Source organism: Aeromonas sp. S19(2024), assembly GCF_041402625.1.
GTDB classification, from domain to species: Bacteria; Pseudomonadota; Gammaproteobacteria; order Enterobacterales; family Aeromonadaceae; genus Aeromonas; species Aeromonas caviae.
On record NZ_JBGLQU010000020.1, the window covers coordinates 1 to 18,470 of the forward strand.

Consider the following 18,470-nt stretch of genomic DNA (forward strand, 5'->3'; position numbering starts at 1 on the left):
TTATCTGGGTTGGCGAAGGATGTTGGAGCGCTACGGGCGGGAAGTGAATGTACCACGTTGCTTGCATGAGGCGCTGGGGCGCCCCATGCAACACGTAATTGGGACATAGCCTTTTGTTTTAGTTGCCGACAATCTGATCTTGCCTGTGATGGGGGGGCTCGCAGGCGAAGCGGAGATTCCGCTGGCCTGGTTTGGGGAAGTAGCGTGAAGGTAGAGATAAACTCCGCCACGCGCAATATGTTGCATTTATGCCAGTCATTTATGCTGCATGTGCAAGGTTTAATGGGTAAATGCATTGATTGCGCAACTTGTTGCGTCATGGCGCCGGTGCGCGAATCGGTTTTATATTCAACTAATTGTTTTAAAACAAAAAAATGTCTTGGCATGGTCACTGCTAACGGATTCGGACGAGTGTCATAACCGTTCAACCATCAGGAGCAATTCCATGCCAACTCCATGTTATATCAGCATCGAAGGTCAAACCCAGGGCAACATCACTGCCGGTGCTTTCACCTCCGATTCCGTCGGCAACATCTTCGTGCAGGGCCATGAAGACGAGATGCTGGTACAAGAGTTCCAGCACGTCGTCACCGTACCGACCGATCCGCAATCCGGTCAGCCGGCGGGTCAGCGTGTCCACAAGCCGTTCAAGTTCACCGTTGCCCTGAACAAGGCCGTGCCGCTGATGTACAACTCCCTGGCCTCCGGCGAGATGCTGCCGAAAGTGACCCTGAAGTGGTATCGCACCTCCGTCGAGGGCAAGCAGGAGCACTTCTTCAGCACTGTGCTGACCGATGCCACCATCGTTGACATCGACTGCCAGATGCCCCACTGCCAGGATCCGGCGAAGTCCGACTTCACCCAGCTGATCCAGGTCTCCATGGCCTACCGCAAGATCGACTGGGAGCACACCGTTGCCGGCACCTCTGGTGCGGATGACTGGCGCGCGCCGATCGAAGCGTAATTCCGAGCCAAAGGGCACTGCTTGCGGTGCCCTTTTATCGTCTCAGCAAGGACAACCTGCCCGGAGACCGTATTTCCGATTTTTCAACCCACGCATTTTTTCTTCTGTCCGTTTGCCTAGTGTGAGCGGGTGCAAGAAAAAATCCGAGTTTACGTCTTGCCGCACGCCGTCAAGGGCGTGCGGCAGCCATGGTGAAAGAAAAATCCAGGCGATGGCGAAGCTCTCACATGGCTTGATGTGCCCCATCTGATGGGGCCGCACGATATTTCAGGGGCGCGCAGCGATGGCAGACAGCACAGGATTACAATTTACCGTCAAGGTGGGGGCGCTGCCCGAGAGCACCTTCGTGGTGGCCGAGTTTGCGCTGGATGAGGCGTTGAACCGGCCGTTCAGCCTGCGCCTTGAGTTGGCAAGCGCTCAGCCCGATATCGACGTTGGCGCCGTGCTGGACCAGCCGTGCGAGCTGCTGGTGTGGTACAACGGCGAGCTGCAGCGCCGGGTGTGCGGGGTGGTCAGTGACTTCGCGCAGGGTGACAGCGGTTTTCGCCGCACCCGCTATCAGCTCATGGTACAGCCGGCCCTGTGGCGGCTGTCGCTTCGCCAGAACTCCCGCATTTTCCAGGCGCAAAAGTCCGATGAAATCCTCTCCATTCTGTTGCAGGAGCACGGCATCACCGATTACGCCTTTGCCCTGAAAAACGAGCATGCCAAGCGGGAGTATTGTGTTCAGTACCGGGAAACCGACCTCGACTTTGTGAGCCGGCTCGCCGCCGAGGAGGGGATGTTCTACTTCCACGAGTTTGAAGCGGGCAAGCACCGCATCGTGTTTGCCGATGACGCGGCCGCATTGACCGCCGGCCCCGAGCTCTTTTTCAATCTCGGTAACCGCTCGCTGGAGCAAGGCCCCTATGTGCGGCAGTTCCACTACCGGGAGGCGGTGCGCCCGTCGGATGTGGAGCTCAAAGACTACAGCTTCAAGACCCCGGCCTATGGTCTCTCCCACAAGAAACAGGGCGCAGAGCTCGAACACCAGCGCGATACCTACCAGCACTTCGATTTCCCGGGCCGCTACAAGCAGGATGGCAGCGGCAAGGCCTTTGCCCAGCACCGGCTCGATGCGCTGCGCAACGATGCGGTGGCGGGCCAGGCTAAGTCCAACTGCGCGGCCTTGCAGCCGGGGCAGAGCTTCTCGCTGACCGAACACCCCAACGGCAGCCTCAACACCGACTGGCAAATCGTGCGCATCCAGCACACCGGCTTGCAGCCGCAGGCACTGGAAGAGGAGGGGGGCAGCGGCCCCACCGTCTACCACAACGAATTCAGCGTAGTGAAAGCGAGCACCACCTGGCGGGCGCGCATCGGCAGCCCTGAGGCTCCTCACAAGCCCATGGTGGATGGCCCGCAAATCGCCATGGTGGTAGGCCCCGAGGGGGAAGAGATTTACTGCGACGAGCACGGCCGGGTGAAGTTGCAATTCCCGTGGGACCGCTACGGCTCGAGCAACGACCAGAGCTCCTGCTGGGTGCGGGTATCCCAAGGCTGGGCCGGCGGTCAATACGGCATGATGGCCATCCCGCGTATCGGCCACGAAGTCATCGTGAGTTTCCTGGAAGGGGATCCCGACCAGCCCATCGTGACCGGACGCACCTATCACGCCACCAACCGGCCGCCCTACGAGCTGCCGGCCAACAAGACCCGCACCGTGCTGCGCACCGAGACCCACCAGGGTGAGGGTTTCAACGAGCTGCGTTTTGAAGACCAGGCGGGGCAGGAAGAGATTTACATCCACGGTCAGAAAGACCTGAACGTGCTGATAGAGAACGACGCCGCCTGGCACATCAAGCATGACGAACACAGAGACATCGACAATGAGCGGGTGACCCGCATCAAGGCCAATGATCACCTCACTGTGAACGGTGAAAAACGGGATCACATCAAGGCCGACTATTCACTCGGCGTTGACACCTCCATGCACCAAAAACTGGGTGACAGCTGGCTGACACAGGCCGGGCAGGAAGTGCACGTCAAAGCCGGTGCCAAGGTGGTGCTGGAGGCGGGCTCAGACATTACCGTCAAGGTCGGCGGCTGCTTCATCAAGGTCGATGGCGGCGGCGTCACCCTGGTGGGGCCCACCATCAAGATGAATTCGGGCGGCAGCCCGGGTGCCGGCTCGGGATGGGGCGGCAAGTCACCATTGGGCCCTCTGGGTGTCAGTGTTCCCCCCAAACCCAAGGTACCGCTCACTCCTGCCCAACTGGCCACCATGAAGAGTGCCGCTCCTTTCTGTGAAGAGTGTGAAAAATGCAAGGAGGGTGGCTGTGAGATTTGAGATCACGCCGCTGGAAGAGTGGATACAGAGGCAATCAGCCCCTCTTTATGCCGTGCTGGCGGGGGCCTGCGATGCGGCTCCCTTGCTGCACTACTACCAACTCGATGGCCGCGAAACGCCACGCGGGCTCTATCTCGGCACCCCTTATGAGGACTGGCATCCCGTCATGCCCTATCTGGTGGCGCTCGACAAGGAGAGCCCCTTTATCGAATGGGCGCAGGGCGCCGAGGCGAGAGACTGGGGCTGGATAGTGGCGAGCGAGCAGCCTGTCGATGCCCTCTATGCCCATCTGCAGGGGTTGACCCAGATCTGGCACCAGGGGGAGGCGGTGTTCTTCCGTTACTGGGATGGCGCGTATCTGAGGCGCATTCTGGTCCAGCTGGGAGAGGATTTCACCGCCCTGCTGCCAGGAGTGAACGGGATCTGGGTCGGAGGGGACGGCTTCGAATGGGCTGCGTCAGAAGCCGCCGCACCACGCGCATTCCCCTGGTGGGAGCTGCCCCCCGCCATTGCCGCGACCTTGGCGAGACAGGATCCCGCCCCTCTTATCAACAATCTGATGCAGCAGTTGGCGGATCACAACGGTCAGCTCTACTGGGCGTTTCCCGAGGCGAACCTGCGCTGCAAGGTCGCCCGCTTTGTCTCCCGTCATCCATCCCCCGATATCGATCTGTTTCCGGCGCTCGAAGCGGCGCTGATCAATGAGGTTCAAGCATGAGCAATGTCGGCCAGGCCGTCTTCAACGAAGTGATCGCCGATTATCGCAACGTCCTGAGTGCCTATCGCAAGGATGCCGAGAGTTTCTTCCTGGGTGACATGCTCAGCATGGACATGGAGCAGACCATCAAGGTGGGCGACAAGACCATCACGGCATCGTCCGGCAGCAAGAAGGCGCAGTCGGTGGTGACGCAGTGCCCGCTGAGCGGCACGCTGCGGCTGGTTCATCTGTTCGAATCCGTCAGGTTTATTCCCATCGGCAATACCCCGTACAAGGTGGAGGCGGGGAAACTGGTGCGCGGACGTTTTGTCAGCGAGGCGGTAGTCAAGGAGGGAGCCCTGGATGCCAAGGGTATTGCCGAGGTCGGTAAGCTGACCCCGGGCAAGTCCTATCGGGTGACCTTCTACCCCAATGTGAAGAAGAGCGATCTGGATGCGCTGTTTGCCTCTTATGCCCCGGTTCAAAAAGACCTGGAGGCCTGGCTCACCAAGGAGTGGAACAGTGAGCACAAGGCTGCGTGGGCCCGTTACAGCGGCACTGGTGGCGGGTTTGGCAGCCATGCGCTGGCGGCGGCAAGCGGTATCGGCAAGGCGCTGGTCGGAGTGTGGGACGATCTTAAAACCATCTACAACCTGCTGGCCGATCCGGTAGGCAATGCCAAAAAGCTGGCCGAGTTCGGGGTGGACGCCGCAACCATGGCCAAGGCCGGAGCCTCCCAGATGGAAGCTGCCATGCTGGTACTGCAAGATGAGGCGCTGCTTTATCTTTATGCCTATGCACTGGTGTGCTGGGTCAAGATGCTGCCCCCGGATCAGCAGACCGAGTTTGGTGCTCAGGTAATTTCGTCGGTACTGATTGACGTGATCATCGGGGTGGTACTGACCGGCGGAGCAGGCCTGGCTGCACGCTATGGTGCCAAGGCTGCCACCATGGCCAAGAACAGTGACCGGGTCATGCGACTGGTCACTTCCCTGGTCGATCTCTCCAGGAAACACAACCTGGCCCAGCACGCCCAGCAGGCGAAAAAGGTGCTGATCACCGGGGCTGCACCGTTGAGCCCGGCCAAAAAAGCGGATCTCAAGCTGGTCGATGGCAATGCCAACACGCTGGTGGAAAAAGGCACGGCGGCCAAACGCCGATTCCAGGGGCACACCGAAATCAAGCAGGTGAACAAGACTCCGGATGCCTCCAAGCAGGCAGTTACCCCGGCCAACCGGCCCCATCAACCGGAAGGCAGCACCTGCAAGAACAACTGCCCGGTCTCCATGGTGACGGGGGAGGAGTTGCTGGCACTGCAAGATGGCGAACTGCCGGGTCTGCTTCCCTTTGTCTTCGGGCGCCTCTATCGCACCTCCGCCGTCGCGCAATCCTGCGGCATGGGACTTGGCTGGACACATGCCCTTGCGCACCGGCTTGAACGTCACGGCGATACCCTGACCTGGTGGGATGAGGAGTCCCTGGCAACGGAATTGCCGTTGCCATCCGCCGCCAGACCCATGGTGACCAATCTGCTGTCGGAGGCGGCGGTCTACCTCGGTGACGAGGCTGATGAAGTGATCCTGGCCAAGGCCGGTTCGCCGTTCCTGCATTTTACCTGGCATGGCGAGATCGGGCGGCTGACCGGTTTTTCCGATCCCTACGGCAATCGACTGACAGTGCGTTCTGACCATCAAGGGCGCCCCGCCTGGGTTGAAAATGAGGCTGGGCTGGCCCTTCGTCTCGCCTACGAGGGCGACCACATCATGGCGCTCGAGTTGCAGCGCTTTGATGGCATTGCCTGGCAGCCCCAGGCCACGTTGCAACGCTACCACTACGATGACCATGGTCACCTGGTGGCGGCCGAGAATGGGGCCGGGGAGTGCGAGCGTTATCGCTATCGTGATGATGGGGTCATTGTGGAGCGCCGTCTGGCTGGCGGTGCCTGTTTCTTCTGGGAGTGGGAAGGGGAAGGCAAGGTCGCCCGAGCCATCCGTCACTGGAGCGATGTGGCGGGTTTTGATGTCACCTATGGCTGGGATGATGACAAGGGCGAGGTGACGGTATTCAATGCCGATGGCAGTCAGGAGGTGTATCAGCACGACAGCCAGGCACGTCTTGTCCGCCAGCAGGATCCGGATGGTGCGATAACCGAGTTTGCCTACAACGACAAGGGCCAGAAAGTACTGGCCCGTGATCCGCTGGGGGCCGAGACCCATTATCACTACGACGAAGAGGGGATGTTGGCCCTCGAAGTGGCTCCCGACGGCAGTCAGACTGCCTATCACTACTGGGATGGCCGGGTTCGCAAGGTCGTGCAGGGGGAGCGCGAATGGCGCTTTGAGCACAATCCGCAAGGGGATCTGATTGCCAGGCTGGATCCCCTGGGGAACGAAACCCGTTATGGCTATACCCCCCAGGGCAAGCTGTGCTCTGTGGTTCACCCGGACAGCACCCGCACCGAACTGGTGTGGAACCGCCTTGGCCAGTTGATCGAAGAAAAAGGGGTCGATGGCGGGACAAGCCGCTGGCGCTATGACGAGCGGGGCCGCCAGATCGTGCGGCAAGACCCGCGTGGCGCAATCACACGCTATGAATGGGACGCGGCAGATCGCCTCAGTGCCGTCCATCTGCCCGGGGGCGGCATTCGCCGCTATGAGTACAACGCCTATGGCAAGGTCACAGCTCAGTGGGACGAGCTGGGTCGCGAGACACGTTTCGAATATCACCCCGGCCTGCATCTGGTGAGTCGGCGCATCAACCCCGATGGCAGCGAGCTCAAATACCGCTACGACAACGCCAAGCTCTTTCTCAGCGAGATCGAGAACGAGCATGGCGAACAGCATCGTATCCATTACCATCCCAACGGGCTGGTGGCACGGGAAACCGGCTTCGATGGTCGCACCACCGCCTACCGTTATGATCTCAACGGACGCCTGAGCGAAAAAGTGGAGTTCGGCAAGCAGGAGACCGAGCTGGTCACCCGCTATGAGCGCGACCCCATGGGGCGCTTGCTGAAAAAGTCCCTGCCAGATGGTCGCGAGATCGCCTTCGAGTATGACGGCCATGGCCAGCTCATCCGGGTCGACGACGGTGCCTGGCCCCTGGCATTTGACTACGATGGTGCCGGTCATCTGGTGGCCGAGCATCAGGGGTGGGCCTCAAGCCATTTCCGATACGATGCCATGGGACGGTTATCACACTGGCAACTGCCTGACGGCAACCGGCTTGGCTATCACTATCAGCACGGTGCGCTTGGCGGCATTGATCTCAACGGCGCCGAACTCACTCGCCACCAGGTGGTGGGTGGGCTTGAGCTGCGCAGGCAGCAAGGGGCACTGACCCAGCAGTACGAATATGACGAGCAGGGGCGACTCTCGGCACTGCGTCTGCAGCGGGGCAAGCAGGTCGCCCGCGAGCGGCACTATGGCTATGACAGAACGGGCAACCTGCTGCGCATCGATGACAGCGTGCAGGGGGAGCAGCACTACCGCTACGATCCGCTGGATCGCTTGCTGGAGGTACGGGGCGAGCTGACCGAGCGCTTCTTGCATGATCCGGCCGGCAACCTCCTGGGTGAGCGTTCGGGTGGTCAGTTCGATGGGGCTCGCACCCAGGGGAACCGGCTGCTGTTGAGTGGCGATCGCCACTTCGAGTACGACGAATATGGCCGATTGGCGCTGGAGCGGCGCGGCAAGGGTCAGCAACTGGTGACCCGCTATCACTACGACTGCCAGCACCAGCTGGTGAGGGCTGAACTGCCCGATGGCAGCACTGCCTGTTATGACTACGATGCCTTTGGTCGCCGCATTCGCAAGACGGTCAAGGGTGCAAAAGGCGAGCAGGTTACCGAATTCCTGTGGCAGGCCAACAACCTGATTGCCGAGAGCTACTATCTGCTCGGGGACGACAAGCATCGTACTGACGAGCAGTACCGCAGCTTTATCTATGAACCCGGCAGTTTCAAACCCCTGGCACAGCTGGAAGGGGAAGGGCAGGAAGCCGAGGTATTCCACTACCAGCTTGACCACCTGGGCACTCCCTTGGCACTGACCCGCACAAGCGGTGCCACCGCCTGGCAGGTGCGCTATCGCGCCTATGGTAATGTCTGGCGGGAAGAAATTGCCGAGGTGGCAACGCCCTTGCGTTTCCAGGGGCAGTATTTTGACGCCGAGACGGGGCTTCACTACAACCGTCACCGCTACTACCAGCCCGGCACGGGTAGATTTATCACCCCTGACCCGATAGGCTTGGCCGGCGGGCTCAATAACTACCAGTATGCCCCCAACCCTACAGGCTGGGTGGATCCGCTAGGGTTAAGTAAAGTAAAAGCTGGATGTCAGCTTATATCAAAAGCAATATCCAAAACAGCGAAGGATGTTTCTGCCTCTTATCAAGGAAAGGATCCATACTTTGGTATCGATAGGTTAAAAGATATTTTGCTACCAAAGGGAACCAAATTAGCTCATATCACTTGGAAAGAAAAAGGGGGAATAACAGGTAATTATTTCACTACCCCAGAAGCCGTTGAAATTAGCCGTGCTAAAGATGGTCTTGTTAGCTCCAGAGCACTAAATCAAGGTGTTCAAGTGTATGCCGGGGATGGCAGGACAGAATACAAAAAGTTTGTTCAAATATTTGAAGTACATGAAGACATACCCATGGGAGGTGCTGCGACTGGACCCACTAAAGCGAACCCTCAGTTTAACCCTGGCAGATACCAGACACATAATCAATATTTTATACTTGATGAGTTCTTGTTGAAATTAAAACCTGTCGATGGCACATTGGAAATGATGAAGAATACAACAGCACCTGATGTTTCGAAAAAACTGGAAAGCTTGAGGCGGTCAAAAAAATGATTGCAATTAATAGAAGTGCATCTTCTGAAGAAAAGGATTACTATCACTTGCAGCCAGTCGTTGACTATCTTTTAAGTAAAGGGAATGTCTCTCACAATGATTTCTTATGGGGGAACAATAGAACAGGCTACTTTTGCCACTTGGAGAAGGACATAGACTTTGATGACCTATTGTCAGTTTTTGAGTTTCCCGACACGATTAAAATAAATAAAAATGAACAAACTATCGATTGCTTCACTACTTATAGTGTAATTAAGGGGGGGATGGGTAATAAATTGTAACTGGAAATAATATTGCTAACCTTTTAGGTGATGAATGCTATTATTTTCCATGAAAACACCATTAGTATTGGATGGTGTATTCTCTACTCGTCATAGAAATTCAGTGACATAGATACTCTGGTATCTAAGCGCTAGGGTGTCTGATTTTCAATTGAACTCTACACAGCAGAACTTCTGAGTTTTAGAAAGGATGTAATATTGGTTTTTATAACTTGGCAATAAATTTAATTCTGTATCTCACCACATTAATAAATTTAACCAACTCAAAGCACTGTAATAAAACCTATGAAGAAACTCTTTCCAATATGCCTACTATTTATGCTTGTTGGTTGTGCCAACCAATTAAATTATTTATCCGATACCAAGTTACAAAATGCCGCCCAGCAGGGCCAGGGCAAGGCGCAATATGAGCTGGCCAACCGTTTGGCAGCGAAGCCGGATTATCCTGAGGCGATGCGCTGGATGAAGCAGGCTGCCGATCAAGTGGGTCCGCTGGCGGCAGATGCCGATATTCGGGGCAAGGCTGCGCTACAGGTGGGAAGCTGGTATCAGGCGGGGTTGGGAGAGCCCAAAAATCCTGCACTGGCCAGGCAGTGGTGGCAGCGCTCCGCCAAGTTGGGCAATTCGGAGGCCAGCTATCAACTGGGTCAGGAGTGCCGGCAACGGCACAAGGGGAAGCTTACCAGTGAGTGTCTCGACTGGTTCGAGCATGCCGCCAAGCGGGATCATGGGAATGCCCAGCTGGTTCTGGGGCAGTGGTATGCAGGTCAGGCGGGGGCCGATGAAGAGGCCGTCAAGTGGTTGGAGAAAGCCGCCGAACAAGGGAATCGGGATGCCCAATTCCAGCTTGGCGCTCGCTATGAGCAAGGGAAAGGGGTGATAAAGCGCGCCGATCTTGCCCTGCGCTGGTATGAGAAAGCCGCAGCCCAGCAACAGCCGGACGCTTTGCTGGTACTGGCGAGCAAGGCGCCCTCTGAAGAGGCATTCAGCCTCTATCAGCGCGCCGCCAATGCTGGGGCTGCTCCTGCCCAGCTGTGGTTGGGGCAGGCCTATCTGAGGGGGGATCTGGTTGCCCAGGACCTTGCGCTTGGCCGTTATTGGCTGGAGCTGGCGGCAGGCAATGGTTCCCATGACGCCGAATATCAATTGAGCCTGCAGCAGAGCGATATCACCGCACGGGAGCACTGGCTGAATCTGGCTGCTGCGGGGGGGGTGAGCCAGGCTCAGCTTGAACTGGCGACCCTGCAACAGGAACGGGGGGAGTTGAAAGCTGCGCGCAAGAGCCTCTCTCTGGCCGCCTCGCAGGGCAATGTCGAGGCTCGATATGCCTACGGCGAGATGCTGCGACTGGGGCTGGGTGGTGAGGCTGATTACACCGAAGCCATGAAACAGTATCGGGCTGCGGCAAACGCCAATCATCGGCAAGCACAATATCGCATGGGCATCATGCGTGAGCAGGGATGGGGAGCCCCCCGCAATAGATTGCATGCTTATGCATGGTATTTATTGGCCGCAACGGATGGCAATATTGATGCAACCGCCGCCAGCCGTGAACTTGAAAAAGGCATGACGGCACAAGAAAAAAGTGCCGGTCAAAAACTGGCGCAGCACTGGTTCATCAGGCTGGATAAACACGGTGAAATGGGGCAGGCGTCAGAGGGCATATGATGCCATTCCCATAACATGAATGAGATATAGTGATAAAAATAACAGTGAGTGGATAAAGCCATTTCCCACTTATTATCGCCATCCAATACCGCCTTGATAATGCATCCTGGCGGTTTTTTTGACAAAAATAATATCGGATGTTGTCAGAAAAATCTCTTTTGTGTTCGGAAAATGAGCGCGGCTTATGGCTTATCATGAGAGGTCATGAAGATTTAAAATCAGATTTTTCCTATTTAACTCTTCACTAAATACAACTTTCCTACACTTTTTGTCCAAGTTTAAATTTTGATGGCTTGACTCTATCTTGTTGTTTTTATTGATGTTTGTGCATTTATTTTGATTTTGATACATGTGCAAATATATTTGTCGTTGACGTTGTCATCATCAAAAATATACCATTCGCTACAAATGGCTCTTAAGCCAGGTATGATCTCTAACGAAGAGTAGAGACGTAATCGGATTGTATTGAATAACAAGCTGAATGCTGCTTTTTGGATATCCAGGCTATCTCCTGGAATATATCGAAAAGGCGTGGTTGGCTGGTGCTTTTTTGTTCATTTCCGTCCTGGGCACGTCAACTGTCATTTTTTACAGTTGCCGACAAAAGCATTGGCTATAAGCTTTTGGGTCTTCATGGATCCTCAACTTGGTATCTAGAGCATGGGAAAAGGGATTGATGGCGCCACTGTTGCGCCCAAAGAACGTATCAATATCAAATATGTGCCGGCAACCGGTGGCCAACAGGCGGAAATAGAGCTTCCGTTGACCATGATGGTGGTTGGAAATATGAAAGGGCGCTCTGAAGAGACCCCCATCGAGGAGCGTCAGACCGTCTCCATCGACAAGAATAATTTTTCTTCCGTCATGAAAGAATCTGCACTGGAGCTGAATTTTTCGGTTCCCAACCGCCTGGAGGAGAACAGCCAGGACGAGTTGCCCGTGTCGATCAAAATCCAGTCCCTGGAAGACTTCACCCCTGACAGCGTTGCCCAGCAAGTGCCCGAGTTGCGCAAGCTGCTGGAGCTGCGTGAGGCGCTGGTTGCCCTGAAGGGGCCGCTTGGCAATATCCCCGCCTTCCGCAACCGTCTGCAGGATCTGCTGTCCAGTGACGACGCTCGCGAGCAATTGCTCAAGGAGCTGGATTTGATTAAGCCTGCCGAGTGATCAGCAGATTAATTGACTGACTTATAAGGAAAAATTATGTCTCTGGTCGAAGAACAGGTTCAAGCGGGGGCGAGTGCAGCCTCCTCGTCCCTGCTGGACGAAATCATGGCGCAGGCTCGCATCACCCCGGTGGATGAGGGCTACAACGTCGCCAAGCAGGGCGTTGCAGCCCTGATTGCCAACATTCTGGACAGCGGCACCACCACAGAGCCGGTGAACAAGGCGCTGGTGGACAGCATGATCGTCGAGCTCGACAAGAAGCTCGGCAAGCAGATGGACGTCATCCTGCACGCCAAGGAGCTGCAAGAGCTGGAGTCCTCCTGGCGCTCCCTGAAGCTCCTGGTGGATCGCACCGATTTTCGCGAGAACATCAAGATCCAGGTGCTGCACGCCACCAAGGAAGAGCTGCTGGAAGATTTTGAATTTTCTCCTGAAATCACCCAGTCCGGCCTCTACAAGCACGTCTATTCCAGCGGTTATGGCCAGTTTGGCGGACAGCCGGTCGGCGCCGTGATTGGTGACTACGCCTTCACCCATAGCTCCCCTGACATCAAGCTGATGCAGTATGTCAGTGCAGTGGGCGCCATGGCCCATGCCCCCTTCATCTCTTCCGTCGCCCCCGCCTTCTTCGGGGTCGACAGCTTCACCGATCTGCCCTCCATCAAGGACCTGAAATCGGTATTCGAAGGCCCGGCCTACACCAAGTGGCGCTCCCTGCGCGAGTCGGAGGATGCCCGCTATCTGGGTCTGACTGCACCGCGCTTCCTGGCGCGTCTGCCCTATGATCCGACGGAGAATCCCATCAAGGGCTTCAACTATCAGGAAGAGATCAGCTCGAACCATGATCACTACCTGTGGGGCAACACCGCCTATCTGATGGGCACCTCCCTGACCGACAGTTTCGCCAAGTACCGCTGGTGCCCGAACATCATAGGTCCGCAGAGTGGTGGCGCCATCCACGACCTGCCGGTGCACGTCTATGAGGCCATGGGTCAGTTGCAGGCGAAGATCCCGACCGAAGTGCTCATCACGGATCGCCGTGAATACGAGCTGTCGGAAGAGGGCTTCATCACCCTGACCATGCGCAAGGACAGCGACAACGCCGCCTTCTTCTCCGCCAACTCGGTGCAAAAGCCCAAGGTGTTCCCGAACACCAAGGAAGGCAAGGAAGCGGAAACCAACTACAAGCTGGGTACCCAGCTGCCCTACATGTTCATCATCAACCGCCTGGCCCACTACATCAAAGTGCTGCAGCGCGAGCAGATCGGTTCCTGGAAGGAACGCCAGGATCTGGAACGGGAACTCAACAACTGGATCCGTCAGTTCGTGGCCGACCAGGAGAACCCCCCTGCAGACGTGCGCAGCCGTCGTCCCTTGCGCGCCGCCCAGATCAAGGTGCTGGACGTGGAAGGGGAGCCGGGCTGGTATCAGGTTGCCATGGCCGTGCGCCCGCACTTCAAGTACATGGGAGCGAGCTTCGAGCTCTCTCTGGTAGGTCGTCTGGACAAGGAATAAAGCCCGATGCCGCATCTCTCATCCTGGGATAGAGGCAATGCGGCCAGTCTGTTTGATCGCATTCGGGGGGAGGGGCTTGGCTCCTCCCCCCGTTCGGAAGTGGATGAACTGGTGGACTCTGTCAAACGGCAGCTCGACCAGATCCTCAACACCCGTCCCGGCAATTGCCGCAGTGCACCCGATCTGGGGGTCATTGATCTCAATGATGCCACTCAGGGCAGTGCGGATATCAAGGGGCGGATCCGGGAGGCGATCCGGCAATGCATCCGTCGTTATGAACCACGGATCATCCATGTGGATGTTCGTTCACCAGATTATCAGGCGAGTCCGCTTGAGATGTCGTTTCAGGTGACGGCCCACGTGCGGCTGGAGCATATCGAGCAAGTTACCTCGTTCAACGTCCATATGGACAGTCATCGTCACTACCGCATGGTCTGATCAATGTCGCTGGAACATTACTTCAGGGATGAGCTGGCTTTTTTGCGCCTGCAAGGGCGCGAATTTGCCGACGCCTATCCCGAGCTCACCCGTTTTCTGTCGGAGCAGAACACCGATCCGGACGTGGAGCGCCTGCTGGAGGGGTTCGCCTTCCTCACGGGCAACCTGCGCGCCAAGATTGAGGATGAGTTTCCCGAGCTGACCCACGGTCTGCTCAACATGCTCTGGCCCAACTACCTGCGTCCCGTGCCCAGCATGACCATCATGCAGTTTTCGGTCATTCCGGGGGCCATCGCCCAGCCGGCGCTGGTCAGGCAAGGCTGTCAGCTCGACAGCCTGCCCCTGGACGAGGTGACCTGTCATTTCCAGACCTGTCACGATACCTGGGTCTATCCGGCCGATATCCGCCATATCGCGGCCCAGAGCGGTAACGACCTCTCCACCATCTCGCTGGACATCGCCCTGCATGCCCCCTTGCCGCTCAGCGAGCTGCAGCTGGACAAGCTGCGCTTCTTCCTTGGTGGCGACAGCTATACCGCCTATGAGCTCTACTTCTGGCTCTCCAACCAGCTCTCCCATATCGAGCTGGAGATCGACGGCAAGCGCTTTCGCCAGGAGGCAAAGGCCCTCAAATCGGTCGGCTTCGAGCGCGATGACGCACTCTTGCCCTACCCAAACAACGTCTATTCCGGCTACCGGATCCTGCAGGAGTACTTCTGCTTCCCGGAAAGCTTCCTCTTCTTTGATCTCTCCGGTGGCGACTGGCCCAAGCAGCCGTTGCCGGTGAGCGAATTCAAGGTGCACTTCTGCTTCGACCGGCCGCTGCCGGCGGAGCTCAAGATCCGTCCCGACTCTTTCATGCTCAACTGCGTGCCGGCCATCAACCTGTTCCAGCACGACAGCGAGCCGGTCAACCTCAATGGCCGTCAGGCGGAGTATCCCCTCAAGGCAAGTTATCGCCACGCCGACAGCTTCGAGATTTTCTCGGTGGATCAGGTGGAAGGCTGGGTCGAGGGGAACCTCGGCCGCTCCCGCGGCACGCCGCGCATCTATCAGCCGTTCGAGAGCTTCCAGCACCAGATCGAGCGAGCCAAGCAGCGGCTGGCGCTCTACTACCGGGTGCGGGTCAAGGAGGCGGTGAGCGGGGATGGTTTCGAACACAGCCTCTCGTTCGTGCGTGGGGATGAAACCACCACGGTCGAACTGGATGAATCCATCTCGGTGACGCTCACCTGCACCAACCGCTCCCGCGCCGCCCGTCTCAAGGTGGGCAGCGTCTGTGTGCCCACCGGCAGCTCGCCCTCCTTTGCCACCTTCCGCAACCTGATCCGGCCGACCCGACCGCTGCGCCCGGCGCTGGACGGCAGTCTGCACTGGACGCTGATATCCAACCTCTCCCTCAACTATGTTTCCCTGCTGCGCCGCGATGCCTTGGTGCAGGTGCTGCGCACCTACGATTTTCCGGCGCTGCACGACAAACAGGCGGAGCAGGCCTCGCGCAAGCGGCTGGCGGGGATCGAGGAGATCGAGACCAAGCCGGTGGATCGGCTGGTGCGCGGCATGCCGGTACGGGGACTCAAGTCAGTGCTCTCCATCCGCCAGTCTGCCTTTGGCAGCGAAGGGGAGCTCTATCTGTTCAGTACCGTGCTGGCCCACTTCTTCTCGCTCTACGCCAGCGTCAACGCCTTCCACCTGCTTGAGGTGGTCAATCTCGACAACAAGGAGCGCTACCAATGGCCAGTCCAGATCGGTCAGCACTCCCTGATGTGAGCGCCGCCCGGGAGGCGCCCCGCTTCAACTTTTTCCAGCTGGTTGAGCTGCTCAACCGGCTCGATGGTGCCGATCAGGAGCGGGGGCTCGACTACCTGCCCGGTGACGAGAACATCCGCTTCAAGGCGACCGCCTCCCTGGGGTTTCCCACCAGCGACGTGCTGCAGATTGGTCGGGACGGGCAGGGGCGTCACGAGCTGGAGGTGGCCTTCCTCGGCCTGCACGGCAGCCAGTCGCCGATGCCCGGCTATTACCTCGATTCGCTGGCGTGGGAGTACGCCCAGGGGGAGCAGAAGCTCGGCCTGTTTCTGGACTTCTTCCACCACCGTCTGCTGACCCTGCTGCACCGGATCTGGCGCAAGTATCGCTACCACGTGCGGTTTCAGGACAACGGCGAGGATGGTTTCTCCCGCCTGATGTTCGCCCTGGTGGGGCTTGGCAATGAGGCGGTGTGCCAGAGCCTGCCGGTCAACCGGGCCAAGATGCTCTCTTATGCGGGCATGCTGGCCAGCCCCAGCCGCTCCCCCGAGGTGGTGGCCGGTCTGGTGGCCCACTGCTTCGATCTGGCCGACGTGCAGGTGAGCGCCTGGCAATGGCGCAAGGTGCCTATTCATCAGGATCAGCAAAATCGCCTCGGCGGCGCCTGCGCCACGTTGGGGAGCGATTTTGTCATCGGCGACAAGGTGAATGACTGTGCCGGCAAGTTCTTGTTGAAGATCAACAACCTGAGCTTTGGCCAGTTTCTCGGCTTTCTGCCGAACGGGGAGCACTTTCACGCCCTGGTGACCTTCGTCTCCTTCATCCTGCGCGATCAGCTGGCCTGGGATCTGCGTCTGGGATTCGGCCAGGAGCAGGCGAGGGGGTTGAGGCTGGGGGAGGAGCAGAGTGCCCGTCTGGGGTGGAGTACCTTTCTCGGCCAGCCGCCGAGTGATCCGTTCGTGACCATCTGCGTGCAGGAATGAGTGCAGACATCAGCAGCGCAGAAAATTTAACTACAGGAATCAGTGCAGGAGTAACTGTGGACGATTTTAACCAGCAACTTTCCCTGGTGGTGCTCAACAGCGAACAGCTCGACGGCAGCCAGCAGGTGCAGTACCGCTTCGACGAGATGGGGGGGACCCTGGGGGCCTCCGAACAGGATGACTGGCAACTGCGCGACAGGCTGGGGGCCGTCATGCCCGCCCACGCCCGCATCGAGCTCAACGACGGTCGCTTCTGCCTGTGCGATCTGAGCGGCCAGACCTATATCAACGGTGCCACTTCGCCCATCGGGCGGGCCCGCAAAGTGCATCTGGAGCAGGGGGACGAGCTCGTGGTCGGCCCGTTCCGGCTGCGCGCCTATCTGGGGGCCATCACCCCCGAGCAGAGCCTGCAACAGGTGCTGGGCAATCGCCCCACCGAGCAGCTCGACGAGTGGCTGACCAGCGATGAGCCCGTCGTGCCGGCTGACGATCCGCGCACCCTGGCGGCGGATCCCTTGCTGGCATTGCAGCAGGAGCGCAGGGCGCCCAATCCGTTGATGGATGGTCCGCTGGCGGACGGTCGCCTGCAGGCTTCACTGCGTTCACAACCGGATGTGGACGTTCCCCCTCTTGCCCCTTTTTCTGCTGTCGAGAACACCATGAACCAAGAATTTCTGGATATGCCCAGCATCGAGAACCACCCCGATTATCAGCTGTCGCTGGACGGCGTCGATCACGTGGCCCTGACTCCGCTGATGCGCGGCCTGGGTCAAGCCTTGCAATTGCAGGACACCCAGCAGGCCCACGACATGCTCGAAGAGATGGGCAAGACGGTGCGGGCCATGGTGGAGGGGCTGCTGCAGCTGCAAAACGAGCAAGCGGCACTGGCGGACAAGCACCTGCGTCCCATCGAGGACAACCCGCTGCGCCTGGGCCTTGATTATGACGAGACCCTGGCGGTGCTGTTTGCCGAGCAGAAGAGCCCGGTCCACCTGAGCGCACCGGCGGCGGTGGCCGAGAGCCTGCACAACGTGCGCATCCACCACGTGGCGAACCAGCAGGCCATCGGCGCGGCGCTCGACAGCATCCTGCAGGCGTTTTCACCGCAGGCCCTGCTGGGGCGCTTCGAGCAATACCGCCGCAGCGGTGCACCGGGCACGGCCGACGAAGGCTGGGCCTGGGACATGTACCAGCACTACTACCGCGAGCTCACCTCCGCCCGCCAGCAGGGGTTCGACAAGCTGTTCCACCAGGTGTATGCCCAGGCCTATGACCAGGCCGTGCGTCAGCAACAGGGACTGATTTGATGATACGAGCGCTGATGCTGGGCGCCGCGCTGCTGGCCCTGGCAGGTTGTACCACCATGGGCAAGATGGCAGACGTGGCCATGAACCCGGATATCCAGGTGGGCAGCAACAATGATCAGCCCTCTACCCTGGGGCTGAGTCTGCTGGCGGAGCCTGACGTCAACCCCAATGAGAGCGGGGAGGCGGCGCCCATCGAGTTTCAGGTGGTGTTGCTGGCGGAGGATTCCAAATTGCTTGCCACCGACTACGACCAGGTGACCGCGGACGTGGAGAAGGCCCTTGGCAAGAACTACCTGGACCATCAGGACTACACCCTGCTGCCGGGCCAGTTCAAATACCTGCCCCCCATCAAGCTCGACGAGAAGACCCGCTACATCGGGGTGATCGCACGCTACGCCGACCCCGACAGCGCCGAGTGGCGCAAGGTCATCAAGATCAAGAGCAAGGGAACGGCTTATCAAATCCTGGTGCACCTGCGCCTGGATGAAGTGGAACTGCAAAAAGAAGAAGAATAAC

General features: G+C 58.3%; 12 protein-coding genes and 1 pseudogene. All 13 read left to right on the forward strand.

Going from position 1 to position 18,470, the window contains the following annotated elements; translation table 11 throughout:
* Positions 1-109: pseudogene (locus tag ACB037_RS20930) on the forward strand (IS1595 family transposase); the annotation flags it as partial.
* A gap of 336 nt (positions 110-445) precedes the next feature.
* Complete coding sequence (gene hcp1, locus ACB037_RS20935; RefSeq protein ID WP_042015720.1) at positions 446-964, forward strand: type VI secretion system effector Hcp1; 519 nt, start codon at positions 446-448, stop codon at positions 962-964.
* A 283-nt stretch (positions 965-1,247) separates the two neighbouring features.
* A complete protein-coding gene (locus ACB037_RS20940) occupies positions 1,248-3,293 on the forward strand; it encodes a type VI secretion system tip protein VgrG (RefSeq protein ID WP_371175877.1) in 2,046 nt (681 codons plus the stop codon).
* Positions 3,283-4,011 (forward strand): DUF4123 domain-containing protein, encoded by a 729-nt coding sequence (locus ACB037_RS20945; RefSeq protein WP_371175878.1) that lies wholly within the window; start codon positions 3,283-3,285, stop codon positions 4,009-4,011. The genes ACB037_RS20940 and ACB037_RS20945 overlap by 11 nt, the downstream gene beginning before the upstream one ends.
* Entirely contained in the window at positions 4,008-8,849 is a 4,842-nt protein-coding gene (locus ACB037_RS20950) for an RHS repeat-associated core domain-containing protein (protein WP_371175879.1), read from the forward strand. Before ACB037_RS20945 ends, ACB037_RS20950 begins: the two co-directional genes overlap by 4 nt.
* Before the next feature lie 599 nt (positions 8,850-9,448).
* Positions 9,449-10,798, forward strand: a complete 1,350-nt coding sequence (locus ACB037_RS20955; RefSeq protein ID WP_323928408.1) for a tetratricopeptide repeat protein — start codon at positions 9,449-9,451, stop codon at positions 10,796-10,798.
* A gap of 660 nt (positions 10,799-11,458) precedes the next feature.
* Entirely contained in the window at positions 11,459-11,962 is a 504-nt protein-coding gene (tssB, locus tag ACB037_RS20960; RefSeq protein WP_041215379.1) for a type VI secretion system contractile sheath small subunit, read from the forward strand.
* A 36-nt stretch (positions 11,963-11,998) separates the two neighbouring features.
* The gene (gene tssC, locus ACB037_RS20965) at positions 11,999-13,477 is read left to right on the forward strand and encodes a type VI secretion system contractile sheath large subunit (RefSeq protein ID WP_041215378.1); all 1,479 of its coding nucleotides are present in this window, start codon (positions 11,999-12,001) and stop codon (positions 13,475-13,477) included.
* Between the two features lie 6 nt (positions 13,478-13,483).
* On the forward strand, positions 13,484-13,915 hold the full coding sequence (gene tssE, locus ACB037_RS20970; RefSeq protein ID WP_005299981.1) for a type VI secretion system baseplate subunit TssE: 432 nt from the start codon (positions 13,484-13,486) through the stop codon (positions 13,913-13,915).
* Between the two features lie 3 nt (positions 13,916-13,918).
* On the forward strand, positions 13,919-15,685 hold the full coding sequence (gene tssF / locus ACB037_RS20975; RefSeq protein WP_371175880.1) for a type VI secretion system baseplate subunit TssF: 1,767 nt from the start codon (positions 13,919-13,921) through the stop codon (positions 15,683-15,685).
* Positions 15,649-16,647 (forward strand): type VI secretion system baseplate subunit TssG, encoded by a 999-nt coding sequence (gene tssG, locus ACB037_RS20980; RefSeq protein WP_029301185.1) that lies wholly within the window; start codon positions 15,649-15,651, stop codon positions 16,645-16,647. Before tssF ends, tssG begins: the two co-directional genes overlap by 37 nt.
* Positions 16,648-16,703: 56 nt before the next feature.
* Positions 16,704-17,954: a type VI secretion system-associated FHA domain protein TagH gene (gene tagH, locus ACB037_RS20985; protein ID WP_371175881.1), complete on the forward strand. Its 1,251-nt coding sequence runs from the start codon at positions 16,704-16,706 to the stop codon at positions 17,952-17,954.
* Positions 17,954-18,469 (forward strand): type VI secretion system lipoprotein TssJ, encoded by a 516-nt coding sequence (gene tssJ, locus ACB037_RS20990; protein ID WP_041215374.1) that lies wholly within the window; start codon positions 17,954-17,956, stop codon positions 18,467-18,469. Before tagH ends, tssJ begins: the two co-directional genes overlap by 1 nt.
* Position 18,470 lies beyond the last annotated feature (1 nt).